The following is a 20,682-nucleotide window of genomic DNA, read 5'->3' as shown; positions in this document are numbered from 1 at the left end:
CGGCGTCGTACCTGTATGGGCAAGTACGACGCCGGGACCGGTGGCCACCCAGGATGTGGTTCTTCCCGCAGGCCAGTTCAGGGATGATTCAGCGGAGACTCCTGCGACGCGAGCGCCGCGCCGACCTGGTCGGCCAGGGCGACCGCGACCAGGCGCTGCTCGAGATCCGGCCGGGCGATCCGGCTCGCCGCCGTCAGCAGGAACCGGCCGCGGACGACACCGGCGTGCTGCACGACGAGCTCGATCTCCGAGTCCGTCGGCAACCCGTCCCGCTCGACCTTGTACTCGTGCTCGCCGCGGGTCACCGACCCGTCCGAGTTCAACTGCGGCTCCTGCGGCCGCTTGCCGCCGGCAACGAACTTGCACCCGTCGATACCCAGTACTGCGGTCAGTTGCGTGCGCACATGATCGATCACGTCATCGGTGGAACCGCCGCGCGCGACTGCCTGCGAGGTGGTCATCACGCCGGCCAGGTAGCCGGTCTGGCGACTGGCCCGCGCTTGTTGCCGCCGGCCCCAGATCGCGATCTCCGTGACCGCGGCGCCGATCACGACCAGCAGGATGGTGGTCTCGATGTCTTCCCGGTCCGCGATGGTGAGCCGGTTGTACGGCACCGTCAGGAAGAAGTCGAACCAGACCGCGCTCGACACGGCCGCGACCACGCCCGCCGGCCGGATCCCGAAGGAGGCCACGGCAACGATCACGAGTACCAGCACCAAGGCCGCGTTCGCATTGTCAAAGCTGTGCCGTAAGGGCACCAGCGCCGCGCACACCGCCAACGGCACCAGAACCGCCGCGGTCAGCACCTGATTGCGGTAACTCTTCACTCCTCCATTGACGCTCACCCCACGCGAACAATCAACGCTTCTCACCAGACTCTGACAGAGTTCACCCCTTGTCTCACGGCTCTTCGGGTGCCTCCTGGGAGCTCCTGAGCCGACTCCTCAGGTCTGCGCCACCGATTGAGCCGGCCGCCGTCGTCGGCGGGCCCGAAGCGCCAGCACGCAAGCGACCACTGCCGCCCCAGCGGGAACCAGGGTCCTGAAATCGAGCGACTCGACCACGGTCCCCGACCACCACCGGCCGTAGTCGGCAACCACCAGGTTCTGGTCCGGATCCAGCGGATCGACGACCAGTTCGACCTTCTCCCCGACCTCGGCCCGGGCGATCTCGAGATCGTCGTCGCTGCTGACGAACTGGACCTCGGCCCGCCGCCGGTCAGGCAGAACGACCTCGACCGACATCGGCAGCCCGGCCCGGTCCCGCTCCTGGACCTCCATCACCACGCCGGTTGTCACCTGTCCCCGCGCGTCCAGCACGCCCCGCAACCGGTCCTCCGCGACAACCTCGGCGACCGACAACCCGGCGAACACGATCCCGGCGACCGCGACGAGGCCGAAGAAGAAAGGGCCGGGTTCTCTCATGCGACCATTCAGCCAGCCTGCGCCCGATTGCGATAGCAACTGCACAAGATCGCGGCTAGCTTTCCCCCATGTCTTCCGAGCAGGTACAGGCTGTGGAGCGCGTCCGCCCGCCCGAGGCCGCCGATGAGCGGGCCACCTTGAGTGGAATGCTCGATTTCCTGCGGGACACCGTCGTAAACAAGGTGGCCGGCCTCAGCGACGCGCAGGCGTTCGGCCGTCCGGTCGCGCCGTCCGCCCTGACTCCCGCGGGGCTCGTCAAACACCTCACGGGCGTCGAGCGCTTCTGGTTCGCCATCGACTTCGCCGCCACCGACGCCGAGTGGCCCTGGACCGACGAGAACCCGCACGGCAATTTCCCCATCGCCCCCGGTGACACCCTCGCCTCCCTGGTCGCGGATTACCAGGCCGAGTGCGCCCGCTCCCGCGCCATCACCACGGCGGCCGCCTCCTTCGACGACCTGGCTCGCGGGGAGGACATGGCCTTCAACCTCCGCTACGCCATCACCCACCTGATCGAGGAAACCGCCCGCCACCTGGGCCACCTGGACCTCCTCCGAGAAGCCACCGACGGCACAGTCGGCGAATGACCGACCGCAGAGACTCCACACGCCCTTGATCTGGTCCGACACCATCACCACCCAGGCTGCCCGGATCCACCAACAGATCCAGGCTGACCTCACCGCCGCGGCGATACCCGGCGAACTCCTCTGGACCGGCGCCTCCAGCCTTCCCGGGCTCCTGACCAAAGGCGACGTGGACCTTCACCTCCGCGTCCCCACTGGCACCTTCGACGAGGTGGTCGCTGCCCTGGACGTCCTCTATCCCCGGGCCAGCCTCCACTCCTGGGCGTCAACGCTCGCCGTCTTCGACATCCCCGACCGTGAGTTGCCGACCGGCCTGGCCGTGACTCCCGTCAACTCAGAACACGACCACCGCTTCACCCACGCCTGGCGTCTCCTGGCGAACGACCCCGCCCTGCGCGCGCAGTACAACGCTCTCAAGCAGAACGCCGGTGACCCGGAGACCTATGAGTCCGAGAAGTCGGCCTTCTTCTCCCGCCTGACCAACACCTAGGCTCAAGGTATGAAGCTGCTGTTCGGATGGCGCGGTCGGGTCCGGTTGTGGCCGAGGTTCGGCCCGGACCAGCTGCCTTTCCTGTTCGACGGTGGATCAGGCGTCATCAAGGTCGTCTCGACCGATGCCCTCGAGGCCCTCATCGCCAAGGCGACCCAGACGCCGTACGCCAGCGCGCGGGGCCGTCCCGAGTGGCTCGACTACCATCGCAACGAATTGGGCAACCACTACGTCGTCCCGATGACTCGCCAGGCCTACAACCTCTGCCGCTGCGTGGTCATCACCGAGCTCCGAGACCGCCCGACCGGCTTCTACTCGCTCGACCTGAACCAGCGAGACTACGCCGCCCTCCCCGACATCTCCCCAACCCAACTGGTCGACCTGGCCCACCGCTACCTGGCCACCGCCGAACACGTCCCAGTTGACGAGCACGAATGGAACCACCTGCCCGATCAGCCACACCCCTGAGTCTGTCGGTGCGGCTGAGTACCGTAGGCGGTCCTTTGGGTGGGTCTGACGGGGAGGGCCGATGCAGCACGTATCCGACGACGAGCGGCGGGCTCGGCTGGCCGTCCGGCACGCACTGGCTCCGGGGTTCAGCGTTGACTCCCCAGAGGCGGCGACGCGGGCGATGACCGTGTTGCACGCCACCGAGCCGGCGACGGTCTACCTGTCCTGTTGGGCGCGCGTCGAGTCACTCGAGGTCGAAGACGTTGACCGGGCGCTGTACGACGACCGCAGCCTCGTGAAGCAACTCGCCATGCGCCGCACTCTCTTCGCGTTCCCGCGCGATCTGCTGCCGGCCGTCTGGCCCAGCGCGTCCGCCCGGGTTGCCGGCATCGAGCGGGCGCGGATGACCAAGGAAGCCGCTAAAGCCGGCCTCACCGACAACGGCGAGGATTGGCTCGACCACGCCCGCGCCGAGGTCCTCGCAGTACTCGCTGACGCGCCGGACGGCCGCTCGGCCCTCGAAGTACGGCAGGCGGTACCGATGATCGACGTGAGGGTGCCGTTGGCAGCAGGCGCGACTTGGTCGGCGTCCGGGGTCCTCACCCATCTCGGTGCCACCGCGGACATCGTGCGCGGCACCAACACCGCCCACTGGCGTACTGCGCGCCCGCGCCTGACCCTTATGCGCCATTGGCTCGGCAACGTGCCGGCATCGTGGGACGCCGCCGACGGCTACCGCGAAATCATCCGCCGCTGGCTCCACACCTTCGGCCCCGGCACCGAGAACGACCTCGTCTGGTGGCTAGGCGCAACCAAGACCGTAGTACGAGCGGCCCTGTCCGAACTCGATGCCGTCGAGGTCTCTCTAGACGACGGCGGCACCGGCTGGCTACTCCCCGGGGACCTCGACGAGGTTTCCGACCCCGGCGCCTGGGTCGCGCTCCTACCAGTGCTCGACCCAACCGTGATGGGCTGGCAGAAACGCGACTTCTACCTAGGCCCGCACGCCACCCAACTCTTCGACACCCGCGGCAACGCCGGCACAACCGCCTGGCTCAACGGCCGAGTAGTGGGCTGCTGGACCCATGACACCGCAGGCGCAGTACAGGTTCGTCTACTCGAGCGGATCTCCCCTGACGCCCGCCGCGCCCTAGACGAAGAGGCATCCCGCCTAACCACCTGGCTCAACGGCACCCGCATCACCGGCTACCCATCCCCAGCCATGAAGTCCGGCTGAACGCTCCCAACCGCGACCAGCAATGTGCATCTCCAACAGCTTCAGCGCGCTGAGCGGCCAGCGCCACAGGCGCTGGCCGGCTCCGCTCGCGGGTGCTCATCGGGTGGTTGGCTCCGCGACCCGTACCGTGGCCGGCGCGTCGACGGTCTTGGCCTGCCGGCGCTGGTCGCGCCATAGCGAGATGCCGAGGCCGATCAGCGCGACGCCGGTGGGCACCGCGAACGGGCGGTTGAAGGACTCCGGCAGCACGGCCAGCGCGAGGGCGGAGGTGGTGGCGTAGGCGAGCAGCAGGGAGGCCCAGCGGGCCAGTATGCCGGCGCGGAACAGTGCGATTCCGAACAGCAGACCACCGAGCGAGTAACCGACGCCGGAGACGAGGAACAGCTCGTGCATGTGGCCGATGTCGCCGAGCGGGCTGCCACCGACGGCCGCGTCGAGGACGTCCTGGACGTAGCCCGGGTTCGACTTCGCCACTGTCGGGAGGACGCAGGCGACGATGACCTGGACGGCGAAGATCGCGAGGTAGCCGACGGTCAGCAGCAGGTAGCCGGCGAGCCCGAGGACGCCGAACCGGCGGCGGTTGCGGAGGAACATGCCGGTGAAGCCGACCAGCGCCAGGACGGTCATCAGGGCCTTCGCGGTCTCGCGGACCGCAATCTCGGTGGTGGCGATGTGCGCGACGTCGGCCGGCGGGTGGTTGATCTGGACGCCGATGAAGATGGCGCCCGCGGCTGCGGCGCAGAGACCGGAGGCTGCGGTGAGGCGATTGGCGGTGATGTTCATGTCGGATTCCTTGGTGTTCGGTGCCGGGCGGTTGTCCGGCGATGGTCGTGACGTTAGGAATCGACGTGGTGAGGCCACATCACCATCTGATGTGACCGGGTTGGTGATTCGGCCGCGGCGACGCTCAGAGCAGGCCGAGGTCCGCGGCTCGACGTACCGCGGCGTGGCGGGTGTTCACGTCGAGCTTGGTGAAGATGTGCTTGGTGTGCGTGCGCAGCGTGTTCACCGAGACGAAGAGCTGTCGCGCGATCTCCGGCCCGCTGAGCTCGGTAGCCAGCAAGCGCAGCACGTGGAGCTCGCGCTCGCTGAGTCCTTCCTCGGAGGCGGGTCCAGCGGGAGCGGGTGCTGCCGACGGTCTCTGTGCGGCGGCCAGTAGGTGCTCCGCATGCGTCCGTACGTCGTGCGCCGCGGCGCGGGCAACCTGCCCGAGCAGCTCCAGCATCGGCCGTCCCTCGTCGAGGAAGAGGCGGCAGTAGCCGGCCGGCACCCCGTCGGTGAGGGCGGCAGTGAGGTCGGCCGCCGCCAAGTCCGCGTCGCCGTTCGCGTGGTGGGCGAGCGCCCGCACCAGGTCCGCCTCGACCAGGCTGCCGTCGCGGCCCGCCGCCCGCGCTGCGTCCAGCACGCGGTCGAGCAGGCCGAGCGCCTCGCGCGCGTCACCCTCGGCGACGAGCAGCCGGGCGAGGGTGAGCTGGTCGTACTCGGCCAGGTAGGTCGGCGGATCCGTCGGCGCGACCCCGCGCTCGCGCGCCCACGCCCGCGCCTCATCGAGGCGGCCCTGGACGATCCGCAGCCGCGCCCTGGTCGCGGCAATCGGCCGCACGTCCGGGAAGTAGCCGGGCAGGAAGAGCGGCTCGGCCTGGTCGAGCATCGCGATCGCGTCGTCGAGGTCGCCTTTCGCCTGCAGCAGTGCGGCCATCGCGGCGTACCAGCGATGCCGGTTCTCCAGCAGCGACGCCCGGTCGCCGAGCTCGCGGGCGACCTCGAGGTGCTCCGCGGCCGCATCGAGGTGGCCTTGCTCGCGGAGGACGTCGGCGAGGCCGACGTGCAGGTCGCCAGTGGTGGAGAGCACCGGTCCGGGGTGGCTCTCGGCTGCGATCAGCGCGCGTTCGTAGAGCCGGCGCGCCTCGACCGGACGTCCGCGCGCCAGCCACATGTTCGCCAGCACAACGGTCGCGCCTAGCTCGTCCGCGACCATGCCGGCCGCGTGCAGGCCGGCGACCGCCTCGGTGAACGTGTCCACCGCAGTACCGAGGTCGCCGGCGGCCCATGCCGCCAGACCGACGAAGCCGGCGGCGGCGCCGCGCGGGAAGTGGTCCTCCGGCCCGGCCAGCGCGAGTGCCCGGCGAGCGTGCGAGACCGTACCGTCGACGTCGCCTCGGGCCTGGGCGACCGAGGCGCGGTAGACCACGATCATGGCCGGGAGGGAGCGGACATCGCTCTCCCGGTCCCTGACCGCCTCGGCCAGCGAACCCGCGCTGGGGATGGTCGATGGCGGCGTCGCGTCGAGACCAGCCTCGGCGGCGTCGAGCCACGCCTCCACCCCGTCGAAGTCGCCCTCGGAGAGCCGGCTCCACCCCACGTGGGTGGCGAGCAGCGGTCGGCGCCGTACGACGTCGTCGGGTAGCGCGACCAGCCAGTCGCGAAGGGTGCGGTCCTGGCGTCGTCGGCGCAGGTCGGCCACTGTGAGCTCGACGAGGTCGGCGGTGTGCTCGTGGTCGCCGCTCGCGATGGCGTGCCGGACGGCATCGGCAAGCAGCCCGTTCTCGGCCAGCCATCGGCTGGCGGCGGCGTGCAGCTCACCGACCCGGTCGGCATGCCGGGCAGCAAGACGGGCACGCAATGCATCGGCGAAGAGGTGGTGGTAGCGGTACCACCGGCGCTCGTCGTCGAGCGGGACGACGAACAGGTTCTCGCGCTCGAGGGTCTCCAGCATCGGCTGGCCGTCGGAGCGACCGGTCAGGGCGTCGCAGAGGCCGCCGGTCAGCTGGTCGAGCACGGAGGTGTCGAGCAGGAACCTGCGTACCTCGTCCGGCTGTCGGTCCAGAACCTCCTCGACGAGGTAGTCGAGGATGAACCGATGGCTTCCAGAGAAGGCATCGACGAACCCGGCGACGTCTCCAGACCCGTCGGCGCCGGCATGGGTCCGGGCCGACAGCGCGGCCAGCTGCAACCCGGCCGCCCACCCCTCGGTGCGCGCCTCGAGCGCGGCCACGAGGGCGGGCTTCAACTGCAGCCCCATCACCTCGTTGAGGAACACCTCCGCTTCGTCGGTGGTGAACCTGAGGTCCGCGGCCCGCACCTCCACGAGCTCGCCACGCGCACGCAGCCGGGACAGCGGGAGCGGCGGGTCGGCCCGAGTGGTCATCGCCAACGTGACCTGCGGAGGCAGGTTGTCCAGGAGGAAGGTCACCGCCTCATGGACGGCGGCCGCGTCGATGACGTGGTAGTCGTCGAGCGCCACCACTGTGGGACCGGCGAGGACGTCGAGATCGTTGATCAGGCTGACCAGTACGGCGTCGGTCGGCGTGGTGCCGCCGGCCTCCAGCAGGGCGAGCGCCTCGATACCAGCCTCGGGTTCGGCGGTCTGGATCGCAGCCACGAGGTGCGCCAGGAACCGTCGGAGGTCGGCGTCGCCCGAGTCCAGAGCCAGCCACGCCACTCTGCGCTGCGACGGCTCGGCTGCCAGCCACTGCGCCAGGAGTGTGGTCTTGCCGAACCCGGCCGGTGCCACGACGAGGACCAGCCGCGGCCCTTCCCCTCCGTCCGCGCGCAACTGGTCGGTGAGGCGGGCGCGCTGCACCAGCCGCCGACGCGGCGAAGGCAGATGCAGTTTGGTGCCCAACACAGGCATCCGGTCAGCGTAGGCCCACTGTCCACTCCACGGCAGATGCGTGCGTTGGCGGGCCCTGGTCTTGCTCGGGCACGGTGGCAGGACTCATGTTTCGGCACCGACCATGCGATGGCCCGCCGCATGAGCGCTGGATTCACCATTGGGTTGGTCGACAGGAAATGGGTGGGCGGGGCCGCGTCAGGGTTGATAACGTGCCGGAGGCCGTGACACTGCCCGAGGAGGTGAGACCCATGAACGCTGTACGCACGTGGGTGCTCCCTGCTTCGTCGCGGTCGGGCGATTGACGTAAGTGTCGCCGGGAGCGCCTCCATTACAAGGCACTCCCGAAAGGCAACAACCTATGCATTCTGTACGTTTCACCGCGGAGACATCGTCGAACGGTGTGCTCGAACGCGACTTCATCGTGGGCGAAGTCCCCGGCGTGCTCTGGTCGCCCGTATCCGGCTCCGATCACGCCCCACTGGTGCTGATGGGTCACGGTGGCGGCCTGCACAAGAAGGCACCGGAACTCATGGCCCGCGCCCACGAAAACGTGACCACCTGGGGTTTCACCGTGGCCGCCATCGATGCGCCCGGACACGGCGACCGCCCGCGCACGGCGGAGGACGAGCAGGTCCGCGCCGACCTCCGGCAGGCCATGATGGCGGGCGAGACCGAGCGCGTCGAGTCGATCAGCGTCCACTACGGCATCTCACTGGCGGAGCGTGCCGTACCGGAATGGCAGGCGACCCTGGACGCCCTTCAGAAACTGCCCGAGATCGGCACCGAAGCGCCGATCGGCTATGGCGGTGGCATCACCTTGGGCACCGCGATCGGGATACCGCTGACGGCGATCGACCCCAGGATCACCGCCGCCATCTTCGGTGGCGGGTTCGTCGTGCACGAGGCGCTGATCGAGGCAGCGAGACGGATCACCGTCCCGATCCAGTTCCTGCTCCCGTGGGACGACGAGCACGTCGACCGCCAATCCACTCTCACGTTGTTCGACGCCTTCGCCTCGAAGGAAAAGACGTTGCACGCCAACCCGGGCGATCACCGCAACATCCGCTGGTACGGGCTCGACCACGAGTTCTTGCCCCGGCACCTCGGCCGGGTCAGCCCGTCACCGGCCTGACCTGACCGGTATCGGCGTCCGCCTCCGCACCGGACGCCGATACCGCTGCCGCACCCGTCTTACACCGGACCCTCGCGAGCACGGTGCGGCCCACCCGGCGGCCAAGCACCCAAGCCACTGGGACGACTTCGCCAAACTCACGCGCTGGACCTGGAAGACGCGAGGCCGCGGCTAGTCCGCGTTCCAACCGACCCTGACCTCACAGAGAACGTCCACCTGCTCGAGCAGATCGAGGCCGGCTAGTTCGGCTTGGCCGGGACGAACCGGTCGACGAAGTCGAGCGCGGTCTGCGCGACATCCTGCCAGCCGTGGTCGATGGTCAGCGAGTGGCCGCGGCGGGGCATCTTCTTGATCTCGGTGACGCTGGGGTTGCCCTTTTGCCGCTTGTAGGAGGCGTTGGCGATCGCCCAGGGAACCGTGTGGTCGTTCTCCCCATCGAGGATCAGCAGCGGACCCCGATCGGGGTTCATCGTGTCGACCTTCGACTCGGTCCGGGGGTTGAGGTTGGCGTTGGCCATCTGGGCCAGGGCGATCCCCGACCCGGCCACGTGGTAGGTGTCGTACAGGCGCTTCGCCTCGTCATCATCGAGGGCGTTCGTCCAGCCGTACTTGAACTGATCGAAGGTGAGCGTGATGGCTCGGCCTCGATACCGCGGGTTCAATAAGAAAGGTCCACTCGCCTTGAGCGTGGAGAGGGGCAGCGGCAGGACGCCACGAAATACGCCCGGGTCGATGGCAACCGTGGCTGCCGAGAGCCCACGGCCGGCGAGCATCTGGGCGAACAATCCGCCGGTCGAGTGGCCCATCACGGCGGGCTTCTTCTCGAGCTTGCCGATCACATCGGCTGTGTGGTCGGCAACCTGCTTCAGTGTCTTGTTGGCGAGGACGTCCGGGGTCGCCCGCGCCTCTTCAACCGTTTCGGGATCGTCTGGCCAGTCCGGCGTCAGCGGCACGTAGCCGGCCTGCTTGAAGAAGTCCGCCCAGTTGGCCCAGCTGCTCGGCAGCAGCCAGAGGCCGTGGATGAAGACAACCGGAGTGGTACCGGAGGCGTTCGCCGCCTCGATCTCCCTGCTCTCCCGCTCCGAAATGGACACCATGCCGAACTCCTCTCGGTCGCAGCGGAGGATCATCCGACCTAGCGAACCGACGACGAGCTCATCCTACGCAACCCATGCCGGCTCCGGCGATCCCCGACGGTGCCGCGTGTCCCCCACGAGCGCTCCTGCCTCAGGCCGGGCCGAGGACGCAGAACACGTTGCCCTCCGGGTCGGCCAGAACCTTCCACGGGACGTCGCCCTGCCCTACGTCGGCGGGCGTCGCGCCCAGGGCCTCGACCCGGGCCACCTCTGCCGCTTGACCGTCAACGGGGTAGGGCAGCAGGTCGAGATGGACGCGGTTCGACATGTCCTTCAAATCGGGCGTGCGGAGGAACTCCAGATACGGGCCGACGCCCTCGGCCGAACGCAGCAGCGCATGATCGTCGGTCACCTCGTGCAGGGTCCAGTCCATCGCCTCGCCCCAGAACCGGGCCATTGCCCGCGGGTCCGCGCAGTCGACGACCACCGCGGCGATCGGGCCGGTGTCCCGGTAGGTCTCTCGAGGCTCCAGGACGCAGAACACGTTGCCCTCAGGGTCGGCCAGAACTGTCCACGGGAGGTCGCCTTGGCGCACGTCGGCGGGCGTCGCGCCGAGCTCCTTCAGGCGCGCGACCAACTCCGCGTGATGGGCCGCAGAGGTGGTGGCGAGCTCGATGTGCGCGCGGTCTTTCACTGTTTCGGGGTCCGGGACGGCGATGACATCGACGGAGACCGCGTCGGGGACAGGCCAGGCGGAACCCACGGGCGTAACGCTGGTCGCACCGGGTTCCTCGCTGGAAACACCCCAGCCGAGCGCCCCCGCCCAGAACAGGCCCAGCGCCGAGTCATCCCGAGCCTTGAAATTCACCTGAACAAGTCGCAGGGCCATGCCGCCCAACCCTATGCCCAGGTGGACGAGTGTTATGAACCAGCCAGTGGGCCATGCGACACTCCCCGCCCAAGACGCCCCGCCCGGGCCGCCGAGCATTTGGGCGTGTGCCGTCGAGGGCAATCCGGAACGTGCGAACGACACCTACTGAGCTGGCGCCGCCTCGAGCACGAACACGTCGCTCTCGGTCGGCACCGTACGGGTGAGGTCGAAGCCAGCCGCCGCAAGCAACGAGCGGTACTCGTCCGTCGTACGTTCCTGACCGCCTGCCACGACCAGCATGGTGAGGTCGGACAACGCCGTCCGAACGGGGTCTGGAGACTCGTCAAGCAGCTGCTCCACCAACAGCAGGCGACCGTGCGCCGGCATCGAGCGCCGGCAGGTGCGCAGGATCTCGACGGACTCGGCGTCCGGCCAGTCGTGGATCACCGCCTTGAGGAGGTACGCGTCCCCGCCGTCGGGGACAGAGTCGAAGAAGCTGCCCCCGACCACTCGGCAGCGCTGCGACACACCGGTCGCCGACAGCAGCTCGTGCGCGCCGGTCACGACATCGGGCTGGTCGAACAGCACGCCGTTGACCGCGGGGTAGCGCGACAGGATGGCCCCCAATAGCATCCCCCGACCGCCGCCGACGTCGACGACCGTGCCGAACCGACCGAAGTCGTAGGCGTTGACGACCTCATCAGCCACCGCCTGGGACAACGCCGTCATGGCTTCGTCGAAGACCTTCTGCTCGGCGGGGTGCTTGGCAAGATAGTCCCAGACCGACTCCCCGTGGACAGCTGCGAATGCGTTCTCACCCGTGCGAATGCTGTGCTCCAGCGACGCATACGTCTGCCAGTGGAACGGCCGGCCGACCAAGCGCGCCCAGCCGGCGACCGAATGCGGCGCATCGGTCCGGAATGCGTCACCGAGCTCGGTGTTCGCGAACCTCTCGCCGCCGTCGCCGACATAAAGCCCGACCGCTGCCAGCGCGCGCATCAGGCGGGTCAACGAACGTGCGTCCGCTCCCGTGGCCGCAGCGAGCTCGGCCACGCTTCTCGGACCGTCGGCGAGCAGGTCGGACAGCCCCAAGGTCGCGGCGACGTGCACCGCCTGCGATACCTGGTACCCGGTGACCAGGCGGTGTAGCTCTCGGGCCCGGTCGCCGCCACCTTCGCGGTCTCTTTTCTCTCCACCAGTGCTGCTCATGGTGATGACCTCCAAGGGGAACCTTCAGACACCGACGCTAGGCCGCGCGAAGCCGCCAGCGCATCCGAAGGAATGCCCATCTTGAAAAGACCGGCATGGTCAGGTCTGTGTAGAACCTCTTGTTGCAGCCCTTCTGAGAGTTGGTCCTGCACTGCGTCAACCAGTCCGGCGTATTCAACCCAATCCTTGTGCTCGGCGTAGAAGTCTTCCAGCTCAGGACCTGTGAGCGGTGTTGCTCATTGCGTAGCCTGCTGGCGCTCGGGCCTCTCGGACGCAGAGGCGACGGTGTCCGCGGCGCTGCGAGCAACGACGAAACACAATCCGGCCAGCACGAACGTGACTGGGCCGAGCAGGAACCGTTCCCACGGACTTTGGGACAAGATGTTCGCCACCGTTCCAAGCGTCAGCAGCACCACGAGCACCCACGAGCCGATCCGTGCAACTCCGCGGGAAAGCCAAGGGACCCGGACACTCGCGCGCCGCAGGATCAGCGCGGCAGAGACGGCGTACACGACGATAGATGGCGCTGCCGACACGGAGGCCGGCCGAGAGTTGGCCCCCCGGTTGTTCCTCCCCAGGCCGCCTCCCCGAGCGGGGCGCCCGCCGCACGCGTCAGTTGGAAGACGGCCAGGCCGGCAAACCCGACAGTGGCGGCGATCGCAGCCTTCTTGGCGATAGCACTTTCCGCATGGCACTCACCCTCTGAACAGCCATGGACAGATCCGGGATGGTTTCAGCATCCGGCTCGCGACACGGCTGCTGCAGGACGATCGCCAGCGGCTCGCTGCGTCACATCGCCCACAAAGATGCAGAACGGCCCTTGCGTCGCTCCCGGACGCTGTGGCGGTGCTAGCCGATGGTTGTTGCCAGCTCCTGATAGCGAGGGACGAGCTCATTCCACCGCGCCTCCGTGTCGCCGGGCTCGCGCCCGGCGAGGTAGGTGGCCAGATTTTCGGCGTGGATCTGCCACCCGGCCCCGTAGAAGGCAATCTTGTCCAAGGGCATGCCGTGGGTCTCAATGACCAGGATGGTCTGGCCTCCGTCGGCGGTCAGCGTTGCCTCGAGGGTCTGGTCGAAGGGCGGCACGCCACCACCTTGCTGCCAGGACTCGTCGGTTTCCCTGGTCACCACCTGCAGCCGCCGCGGGGGTTCGCACACCTCCACCCGCCCGACCCCGTGCAAGCCAGCGGCTTCGAGGTACACGTTGAACTGCCCGCCGCGGCGGAGGTCACCCTCGACCTCGCCGTACCAGCGGGCTAGACGGCGCGGATCGGTGAGGGCGGACCACAGGTCGTCGATATCGGTGTCGTAGCGGTCCTCGATGCGTACGACGCCCGTGCCATCGGCTGATCGTAGCCTGCCCAGGACGCGGGTACGGCGACCTGCGTTGTCGGTCATCCGGTGCTCCTTTGTGCTCTTGGTCATCTGGTGCTCCTCTGTTCGTGCTTTCCTCGGGCGACCTCGGTGTGCAGGGCGTCCAGCCGCTGCTCCCACAAGGCCCGGTATCGACCCAGCCATTCATCGACCTCGGCGAGAGGCTGCGGGCGGAGGCCGTAGATGCGCCGCTGCGCCTGCTGGCGAACCTCGACCAGACCCGCCTCACGCAGCACCCGCAGATGCCGGGACACGCCCGGGCGGGCAATCGGCAGCAGGGCCGCCAGCTCACCCGCGGTCGCTTCCCCGTTGGCCAACGCCTCTAGCACCGTGCGCCGGCTCTCGTCCGCCAGTGCCCGCAATACTGCTTCCACTCGATCAATGTATCGACGGGCTTATGTAATCGTCAAGGTACATAAGCGTTCAGGTTCGCTTCGAGCGCTGAACCCTCTCCCACCGCACGCCTTGAACCACCCCATGACACTCCCGGCAGGTAGGCACGAACCGACGCACGCATTTGACTCCCCTCCGTGTCAGGAAGCTGTCCGGAGCGGGGTCGCAGGCTGTGGGGTGGCGGGTCCGGGGAGGCGCTGTGGGCATCATGCGGTGACAACTGCAACCACCCTTGCAACCATGGCGGCCTTGTTTCCAGCCGGGCTGATATTTCTTGGGCGGCATCTGCGCAGGTCAGACCCGCAAGTGCCCGGGACGGGATTCGAACCCGTATGCCTTTCGGCTGCGAGGTTTAAGCTCGCTGCGTCTGCCGTTCCGCCACCCGGGCAGGAGCCAGAGGAGCACCTTACAAGTAGAACCTGGCCACGGACACAGGGTAAGGATGGGTGGGGTGAGTCTGGGCTCGCCGCGCTGGATGTGCCCCGAAGACGCCTGTACGCCGCTCGCGCCCCGGGAGGCCGGCGGATCACCTTCGTTCGGCCCGCCAGGTCGATCGAGTTACCCGTGGGCTGGGTGGGTGGCTGGAACTACCTACAGGTAGACCTTGCGCGGGTAGATGGCGTGGGCGCCGGCTACCCGGTCCAGGAAGAGCTGCCCGGTGCAATGGTCTATTTCGTGTTGGACGGCTCGGGCTTCGAAGGCGTCGGTGGTGAGGGTTACCTCGTCTTTGGTCCCTGGGAGTACTCCGGTGACGGTCAGGCGGGTGGCTCGTTTGACGTCGCCGGTGAGGTCGGGGACGGACATGCAGCCTTCGCGGGCCTTTTCCTTGCGGGTGGCCTCGACTACGACGGCGTTGCAGAGGACGAAGACGCCGTGGCAGGTGCGGGTCTTGGGGTGGCCCGTCACGTCGAGGGCGAACATCCGGGCCGCCACACCCACCTGGGGTGCAGCCAGACCGACACAGCCGGGTGAGACGCGCATGGTGGCGACCAGGTCGGCGGCGAGGGTGACCATCACCGGGTCGAGGGGGTCGATCTCGGCGCCGTCGTTGGCGAGTACTGGGTGCGGGGCGCGGACCACCTCCAGGACATCTCCGGTGATACCGAGCTGGGCTGGACTCCAGCTGGCTAGGGCGTGGTTGAGGTGTCCGAGAGTCACAGGTCGTCGCTCTCGGCCGGGCGCAGGGTGACGCCCACGCCGAGTTCCTCGGCTGTGATCTCCAAGGCTCGTTGCAGCATGCCGAGCGCGGCGGTGGGCGGGAGTTCGACCTCGGCCGTGAGGACGTACAGCTGGCCGCTGAGCCGGGTGGTCAGGTCGGTGATGGTGCCGCCGACGGACGCGATCATCCGGGTGATCGCGGAAACGATGCCGGGGCGGTCGGCGCCGTGGACGCTGAGGATGTACGGCGGTCCGATCGGCGCGTGGGCGTGTTCGGGACCCATCTGGCGCACCGTGATGACGAGTTCCCCGCGGAGCGGCTCGACCGCCTCCTTCACCTCGGGCAGGGAGCCCGAGCAGACGATCATCATCGCGAAGTGGCCGCGCAGGAGCGTCATGGTCGAGTCCTCGAGGTTGACCCCGGCCTGCGCGAGGGCCTCGGTGACGTCGGCGATGATGCCCGGGCGGTCCGGGCCGATGACGGTGACGGCGAGCTGACTCATGGGCGGAAACCTACCCGGACCAAAGTCTCGACTCCGCACGACTTCGGTATCCGGACGGGCCGGGCGGACCCTCGAGGCGCCCTGAGCTGGCTAGATTCGACCTATGGCCGGTACCGACATCCGCAGCGCAGGCCGCCGTCCCAGGCGCAGCGCGCGCGACTGGGTCGTGGACACCCTGGCCTTTGCCTTCGCGGTGATCTGCGGCTTCCTGCTGTACGAGGACGGACGGCACGACCCGATCTCGCCGGACCTGCTCGCGCTCGACTTCTTCGCCGGGATGGCACTGTGCCTCGCGCTGTGGTTCCGAAGGCGCTGGCCGGTCCAGCTCGCGCTGGTCGCGGCGCTCGTGTCCACCTTCTCCGACACCGCGGGCGTGGCCACGCTGCTGTTGATGCTGACCGTCGCCATCCACCGGCCCTGGCGGACGACCTGGATGGTCTTCGGCGTGAACGCGCTCTGCCTGCTGATCTATGTCCAGGTCCGCCCGAAAGAGGACCCGCTGGGGATCACCATCGGCTTCGCGGTCGCGTTCTACCTGGCCACAGCCGGCTGGGGCTTCTACATCCGGTCCCGTCGCCAACTGGTGCAGACGCTCAGGGACCGGGCGGATCGGGCAGAGACGGTGGCGCGGCTGCAGGCGCAGCAGGCGCAGATGCGAGCTCGGGAGGAGATCGCCCGAGAGATGCATGACGTGCTGGGTCATCGTCTGTCGCTGCTCAGCGTGCATGCGGGTGCCCTGGCCTATCGCCCCGATGCGACCACCAGGGAGGTCGCCGGGGCCGCGGAGATCATCCGGGCCAGCGCACACCAGGCGCTGCAGGATCTCCGCGAGGTGATCGGCGTACTGCGCGCGCCCGTCGGCGAACTGCCGCAGCCTACCTTCGCGGACCTCCCGGTGCTGGTCGAGGACTCCCGCCGCGCCGGGCTGCCCGTCGATCTGCACTTCGATGCCACCGGCAGTCCGCCAGACCACGTCGGGCGTACGGCGTACCGGATCGTGCAGGAAGGGTTGACCAACGCGCTCAAGCACGCGCCGGGCGAACCGGTCCAGATTCGGGTGGTCGGTGCTCCGGGCAACGGGTTGAGCGTGGAGGTCAAGAACCCGGCCGACGGCAGGCGACCAGGAGAAGGACAGGGGCTGATCGGTCTGCACGAGCGGGCCCAGTTGGTCGACGGGCGCCTCGAGCACGGCCGCACCTCCGAGGGCGAGTTCCGCCTCGCCGCCTGGCTACCGTGGCCTGCATGACCATTCGGGTGTTGATCGTGGATGACGATCCACTGCTGCGCGCAGGGCTGAAGATGATGCTCGGCGGCGCCCCGGACATCCGGGTGGTCGGCGAGGCGGGTGACGGCAGCGGCGTCCAGGCGCTGATCGACCGGCTCTCCCCCGACGTCGTGTTGATGGACATCCGGATGCCCGGCACCGACGGCCTGACCGCGACCGAGACCATCCGATCCCGTCCCAGCGCGCCGGAGGTGGTCATCCTGACCACGTTCGACGCCGACGAGCACGTACTGCGCGCGCTCCGCGCGGGCGCGGCCGGGTTCGTCCTCAAGGACACCCCGCCGGCCGAGATCGTCGAGTCCGTACGACGGGTCGCCGGCGGGCAGCCGGTGTTGTCGCCGACGGTGACGAAGCGGCTGATCTCGAGGGTCGCGGCGTCCGGGCACGACCAGCGCAAGACCAAGGCGACGAGCCGGCTGGACGGGCTGAACGACCGGGAGCGCGAGATCGCCGTCGCGGTCGGCGAGGGCAAGTCGAACGCGGAGATCAGCGCGACGCTCTACCTCAGCGTGCCGACGGTGAAGACCCACGTGTCGCGGATCCTGACCAAGCTCGACCTGAACAATCGGGTACAGATCGCGCTGCTGGTGCGCGATGCCGGTCTCCTGGACGACAGCCGCTGATCACCTGCCAGTCACTCGTCCGGAATAGCCTGAGGGAGCGGGGGCGGCCGGCGACGTCCCGATCGTGCCGTACGTCGGGGAGGTGGACTCGTCGCCGACGGCGGACACCACCGACACGAAGTACGCGAGCAACTTCAGCCACGCACAGGAAGTCGCGAAGCCCGGCCGGTACACCGTCACCCTGGAGAACGGGGTGAAGTCGGACCTGGCGGTCACCACTCGCGCGGGTGTCGGCGAGTTCGGGTTTCCCACCACCGGCCCGGCCAATCTCCTCTTCCGCACGTCGAACTCGCTGAACGGTAGCGAGGACGCGGAGATCTCGATCGACGCGGCGAAGCGGAAGGTGACCGGGTCCGTGCTGACCGGCGCAGATCGGCGGGGCCGCGGCTCCGGCGGCTACGTGAGTTCGCGCCCAGCGCCAAGGTCCGACGCGGATCGGCATCTCCTACGTGAGCCTGGCCGGCGCCGAGCAGAACCTCGCGGCCGAGGTCAGCCGTCGCGCGACCGTCGACCGGCTCGCCGCCGACGGTTACCAGGAGTGGAAGAAGGAACTGCAGAGCATCCGGATCACCGGTGGGTCGGACGCGCAGCGAACCACCTTCTACACCGCGCTCTACCACTCGATGCTGCAGCCGAACATCTTCAACGACGTCGACGGGCGCTACCTGGGCAGCGACCAGCAGATTCACCGCTTCGCCAAGGGGCAGCGAGCGCAGTACGGGACGTTCTCGGGGTGGGATCAGTATCGGGCGCACATCCAGTTGCTGGCGTTGCTGAAGCCAGAGATCTCCGGCGACTTCGCGCAGTCGATGTCCTAGTTCGCCCAGCAGAACAAGGGGATCTGGGACCGCTGGCTGCACAACAACGGCGCCACCCACGTGATGACTGGTGATCCGACGGCGCCGACGCTCGCGACATTCGCGGCGATGGGCGTGCGAAACTTCGATGCCCGGGGCGCCTATGCGTCTTTGGTGCACCAGGCAACCGTCCAGAACTCCGAGGCAGAGAACGACGGTGATTGCCCCGGACAATGCACCGAGCAACGACCTGCGCTCGACACGTACCTGACGAAGCACTATGCGCCGCAGGATGCCTGCCACTGCTGGGGTGGTGCCGCCGAGACGCTGGAGAACTCACTCGCCGACTTCTCCCTGGCGCAATGGGCGAAGCGGATCGGCCAGCCGGACGGCGACCTGGCAGAGCGTGGGACTTAATGGAAGAACACGTTCGACCCGGCCGTGGGATACCAGCGGGCCCGGAAGGCGGACAGGACCTGGCAGCCCGGGTTTACCCCGTCGACCGATGTCGGCTTCGCGCAGGGATCGAGCGCGACCTACACGTGGATGGTCCCGCAGGACGTCTCCGGACTGGCGGCGGCGATGAACGGCAACGCAGTACAGAGGCTGGACGGGTTCTTCCACGACGAGGCCGGGAACTGGGCGGTCAAGGGCGGGAGCGCGCTCAGGTATGACCCGACGTGTTCGCGGCGATCGGACTGTTCCCGCGGACGCCGGGCCGGGCGGAACTGCTGGTCGGGAGTCCCCCTGTTCCCGAAGGTCGAGCTGCACCGGAGCAACGGAGTACGGCTGACTGTCGAGGCTCCGGAGACGTCGGACGCCAACCAGTATGTGCAGTCGCTGACGCTGAACGGCAAACCGCGCGCCGAGTCCTGGCTGCCGGTGTCGTTCATCACTCACGGCGGCAGGATCAGCGCGCGGATGGGAGCGGCCTCCTTGAACTGGGGCACCGCTCCCGTGGACCACTAGGAGTCAGTCGCCCGGCGGAACTCCTCATTGGGGGTCTGGAGGCTGCCGAGGCTGGTGACCTCGCGGCGGAAGAACAGCGCCAGCGTCCAGTCCAGGATGACCCGGGACTTGCGGTTGAAGGTGGGGACCCGGGAGACGTGGTACGTCCGGTGCAGGAACCAGGCCGGCCAGCCCTTCACCTTCACGCCGTACAGCTGGGCGACGCCCTTGTGTAGGCCGAGGCTCGCGACCGAGCCGACGTACTTGTGCTTGTAGTCCTGCGGCTGCTGCCCGTCGACTACCCGGAGGATGTTCTCCGCGAGGCGGCGCGCCTGGCGGACCGCGTGCTGGGCATTCGGGGCGCAGTACGCGCCGGTCTCGGAGGTGAGGTCGGGCACGGCCGCGTTGTCACCGGCGGACCAGGCGTCCTCGACGCCCTCGATCCGCAGGTTCGGCAGGCACTTGACCCGGCCCTTCTCGTCCAGCGGGAAGCCGGTGCTGGCCAGCGCCGGGTTCGCCTTCACGCCGGCGGTCCAGACGATCGTGTCGGAGTCGAACTCGTCGCCGTCGCTGAGGATCACGTGACCCTTCTCGCAGGACTCCAGCCGGGTCTCCAGCTTGATGTCCATGTTGCGCTTGCGGAGCTGCTCGACCGTGTACTGACCGAGCTCCGGGCCGACTTCGGGCAGGATCCGGTTGGTCGCCTCGACGAGCACCCAGCGCATGTCCTCGGGCTGGATGTTGTCGTAGTACCGCGTGGCGTAGCGGGCCATGTCCTCGAGCTCCGCGAACGCCTCGACCCCGGCGTACCCACCGCCGACGAAAACGAAGGTCAGCGCGGACTTGCGCAGCGCCGGGTCGGGCTGGGACGACGCAACGTCCAGCCGGTCGAGCACCTTGTTGCGCAGGGCAATGGCTTCCTCGACGTTCTTGAAGCCGGTAGCCTCCTCGGCCAGCCCCGGGATCGGCAGCGTGCGGGCGATCGAACCGAGCGCGACGACCACCTGGTCGTAGGCGAGGTCGTAGTCCGGACCCTCCTCCGGCATCACCTTGGCGACCTTGTTCGCATGGTCGATCCCGGTCACCCGGCCGGTGACCACCCGGCAGCCCTTGAGGGTCTTCCGCAGCGGCACCACCACGTGCCGCGGTTCGACCGAGCCGGCCGCCGCTTCGGGCAGGAACGGCTGGTACGTCATCACCGAGCGAGGGTCGACCACGGTGACCCGGATCTTGCCCCGGCGAGCGGCCTTGCGCAGGCCGTACGCGGTGTACATCCCGACGTAACCGCCCCCGACGACGAGGATGTGCGGTACCTGGGCTGCCATGCTCTTCACTCTCCCTGAGTGCAGTCCTAACTTCATGTCCACTTCAGGATAGCGGGCTCGTGAAAACTTTCACAATCCCTCTTCCGGGTGATCTCACCTACCGGGAGGGCCCCTCGTTCGAGGGTCTCCATGCCCTATCGTGCGGCCTCTCGCCGCCCACACCTACAACCCGGAACCACCGTCTCGC

General features: G+C 68.4%; 21 protein-coding genes, 1 tRNA gene and 2 pseudogenes. 10 read left to right on the top strand and 14 right to left on the bottom strand.

Going from position 1 to position 20,682, the window contains the following annotated elements; all coding sequences use genetic code 11:
- Positions 1–77: 77 nt before the first annotated feature.
- The gene (locus EV648_RS11905) at positions 78–827 is read right to left on the bottom strand and encodes a DUF4118 domain-containing protein (RefSeq protein ID WP_132289175.1); all 750 of its coding nucleotides are present in this window, start codon (positions 825–827) and stop codon (positions 78–80) included.
- Positions 828–944: 117 nt separating this feature from the next.
- The gene (locus tag EV648_RS11900; RefSeq protein WP_132289172.1) at positions 945–1,424 is read right to left on the bottom strand and encodes a DUF3592 domain-containing protein; all 480 of its coding nucleotides are present in this window, start codon (positions 1,422–1,424) and stop codon (positions 945–947) included.
- 68 nt (positions 1,425–1,492) lie between these two features.
- Between EV648_RS11900 and EV648_RS11895 the strand changes: the two genes are divergently transcribed.
- The 4 genes from EV648_RS11895 to EV648_RS11880 all read left to right on the top strand — a co-directional run bounded on the left by EV648_RS11895 (position 1,493) and on the right by EV648_RS11880 (position 4,185).
- On the top strand, positions 1,493–2,011 hold the full coding sequence (locus EV648_RS11895; protein WP_132289169.1) for a DinB family protein: 519 nt from the start codon (positions 1,493–1,495) through the stop codon (positions 2,009–2,011).
- Between the two features lie 25 nt (positions 2,012–2,036).
- Positions 2,037–2,498: a GrpB family protein gene (locus EV648_RS11890; protein WP_132289167.1), complete on the top strand. Its 462-nt coding sequence runs from the start codon at positions 2,037–2,039 to the stop codon at positions 2,496–2,498.
- A gap of 9 nt (positions 2,499–2,507) precedes the next feature.
- Positions 2,508–2,966 carry a hypothetical protein gene (locus EV648_RS11885; RefSeq protein WP_132289165.1) on the top strand — a complete coding sequence of 153 codons (459 nt, stop codon included), beginning with the start codon at positions 2,508–2,510 and terminating at the stop codon, positions 2,964–2,966.
- A 61-nt stretch (positions 2,967–3,027) separates the two neighbouring features.
- A complete protein-coding gene (locus EV648_RS11880) occupies positions 3,028–4,185 on the top strand; it encodes a winged helix DNA-binding domain-containing protein (RefSeq protein WP_132289163.1) in 1,158 nt (385 codons plus the stop codon).
- A gap of 96 nt (positions 4,186–4,281) precedes the next feature.
- Here the strand turns inward: EV648_RS11880 and EV648_RS11875 are convergent, their stop codons facing one another.
- Both EV648_RS11875 and EV648_RS11870 read right to left on the bottom strand, forming a co-directional pair.
- A complete protein-coding gene (locus EV648_RS11875) occupies positions 4,282–4,968 on the bottom strand; it encodes a hypothetical protein (protein WP_132289157.1) in 687 nt (228 codons plus the stop codon).
- A 124-nt stretch (positions 4,969–5,092) separates the two neighbouring features.
- A complete protein-coding gene (locus EV648_RS11870) occupies positions 5,093–7,819 on the bottom strand; it encodes a LuxR C-terminal-related transcriptional regulator (RefSeq protein ID WP_132289154.1) in 2,727 nt (908 codons plus the stop codon).
- A 340-nt stretch (positions 7,820–8,159) separates the two neighbouring features.
- On the opposite strand from EV648_RS11870, the gene EV648_RS11865 reads away from it, so the two are divergent.
- Positions 8,160–8,933 (top strand): dienelactone hydrolase family protein, encoded by a 774-nt coding sequence (locus EV648_RS11865; RefSeq protein WP_132289151.1) that lies wholly within the window; start codon positions 8,160–8,162, stop codon positions 8,931–8,933.
- A 239-nt stretch (positions 8,934–9,172) separates the two neighbouring features.
- Here EV648_RS11865 and EV648_RS11860 read toward each other — a convergent pair whose 3' ends face one another.
- From EV648_RS11860 to EV648_RS11825, 9 genes are all read right to left on the bottom strand, one after another.
- Positions 9,173–10,030 carry a carboxylesterase gene (locus EV648_RS11860; protein WP_132289148.1) on the bottom strand — a complete coding sequence of 286 codons (858 nt, stop codon included), beginning with the start codon at positions 10,028–10,030 and terminating at the stop codon, positions 9,173–9,175.
- A 130-nt stretch (positions 10,031–10,160) separates the two neighbouring features.
- Complete coding sequence (locus EV648_RS44025) at positions 10,161–10,898, bottom strand: VOC family protein (RefSeq protein WP_132290547.1); 738 nt, start codon at positions 10,896–10,898, stop codon at positions 10,161–10,163.
- A 144-nt stretch (positions 10,899–11,042) separates the two neighbouring features.
- A complete protein-coding gene (locus tag EV648_RS11850; protein ID WP_132289145.1) occupies positions 11,043–12,089 on the bottom strand; it encodes a methyltransferase in 1,047 nt (348 codons plus the stop codon).
- Positions 12,090–12,325: 236 nt separating this feature from the next.
- On the bottom strand, positions 12,326–12,511 hold the full coding sequence (locus EV648_RS43685; protein WP_206751939.1) for a hypothetical protein: 186 nt from the start codon (positions 12,509–12,511) through the stop codon (positions 12,326–12,328).
- Positions 12,512–12,938: 427 nt separating this feature from the next.
- Entirely contained in the window at positions 12,939–13,514 is a 576-nt protein-coding gene (locus EV648_RS11845) for an SRPBCC domain-containing protein (protein ID WP_199234557.1), read from the bottom strand.
- Positions 13,511–13,837, bottom strand: a complete 327-nt coding sequence (locus EV648_RS11840) for a helix-turn-helix transcriptional regulator (protein ID WP_132289142.1) — start codon at positions 13,835–13,837, stop codon at positions 13,511–13,513. Before EV648_RS11840 ends, EV648_RS11845 begins: the two co-directional genes overlap by 4 nt.
- Before the next feature lie 326 nt (positions 13,838–14,163).
- Positions 14,164–14,244 (bottom strand) — tRNA-Leu (locus EV648_RS11835).
- A gap of 203 nt (positions 14,245–14,447) precedes the next feature.
- Positions 14,448–15,014, bottom strand: a complete 567-nt coding sequence (locus tag EV648_RS11830) for a peptide deformylase (protein WP_132289139.1) — start codon at positions 15,012–15,014, stop codon at positions 14,448–14,450.
- Positions 15,011–15,517 carry a glycine cleavage system protein R gene (locus EV648_RS11825; protein ID WP_132289136.1) on the bottom strand — a complete coding sequence of 169 codons (507 nt, stop codon included), beginning with the start codon at positions 15,515–15,517 and terminating at the stop codon, positions 15,011–15,013. The genes EV648_RS11830 and EV648_RS11825 overlap by 4 nt, the downstream gene beginning before the upstream one ends.
- A 103-nt stretch (positions 15,518–15,620) precedes the next feature.
- Between EV648_RS11825 and EV648_RS11820 the strand changes: the two genes are divergently transcribed.
- From EV648_RS11820 to EV648_RS43145, 5 genes and pseudogenes are all read left to right on the top strand, one after another.
- The gene (locus EV648_RS11820) at positions 15,621–16,763 is read left to right on the top strand and encodes a sensor histidine kinase (RefSeq protein WP_132289133.1); all 1,143 of its coding nucleotides are present in this window, start codon (positions 15,621–15,623) and stop codon (positions 16,761–16,763) included.
- Positions 16,760–17,425, top strand: a complete 666-nt coding sequence (locus EV648_RS11815) for a response regulator transcription factor (RefSeq protein WP_132289130.1) — start codon at positions 16,760–16,762, stop codon at positions 17,423–17,425. Before EV648_RS11820 ends, EV648_RS11815 begins: the two co-directional genes overlap by 4 nt.
- A 64-nt stretch (positions 17,426–17,489) precedes the next feature.
- Positions 17,490–17,735, top strand: a pseudogene (locus EV648_RS43160) (glycoside hydrolase family 92 protein); the annotation flags it as partial.
- 139 nt (positions 17,736–17,874) lie between these two features.
- Positions 17,875–18,822: pseudogene (locus EV648_RS44020) on the top strand (glycoside hydrolase domain-containing protein); the annotation flags it as partial.
- The gene (locus tag EV648_RS43145; protein ID WP_241995157.1) at positions 18,805–19,191 is read left to right on the top strand and encodes a glycoside hydrolase domain-containing protein; all 387 of its coding nucleotides are present in this window, start codon (positions 18,805–18,807) and stop codon (positions 19,189–19,191) included. The pseudogene EV648_RS44020 and the gene EV648_RS43145, both read left to right, overlap by 18 nt.
- On the opposite strand, the gene EV648_RS11805 is transcribed toward EV648_RS43145, so the two are convergent.
- Positions 19,188–20,495 (bottom strand): NAD(P)/FAD-dependent oxidoreductase, encoded by a 1,308-nt coding sequence (locus tag EV648_RS11805; RefSeq protein ID WP_132289127.1) that lies wholly within the window; start codon positions 20,493–20,495, stop codon positions 19,188–19,190. The two genes, EV648_RS43145 and EV648_RS11805, sit on opposite strands and share 4 nt — an antisense overlap.
- Positions 20,496–20,682 lie beyond the last annotated feature (187 nt).

The sequence above is a fragment of the Kribbella sp. VKM Ac-2568 genome (genome assembly GCF_004345365.1).
Taxonomy (GTDB): Bacteria; Actinomycetota; Actinomycetes; order Propionibacteriales; family Kribbellaceae; genus Kribbella; species Kribbella orskensis.
This window is presented reverse-complemented; position numbering and strand designations above follow the sequence as displayed.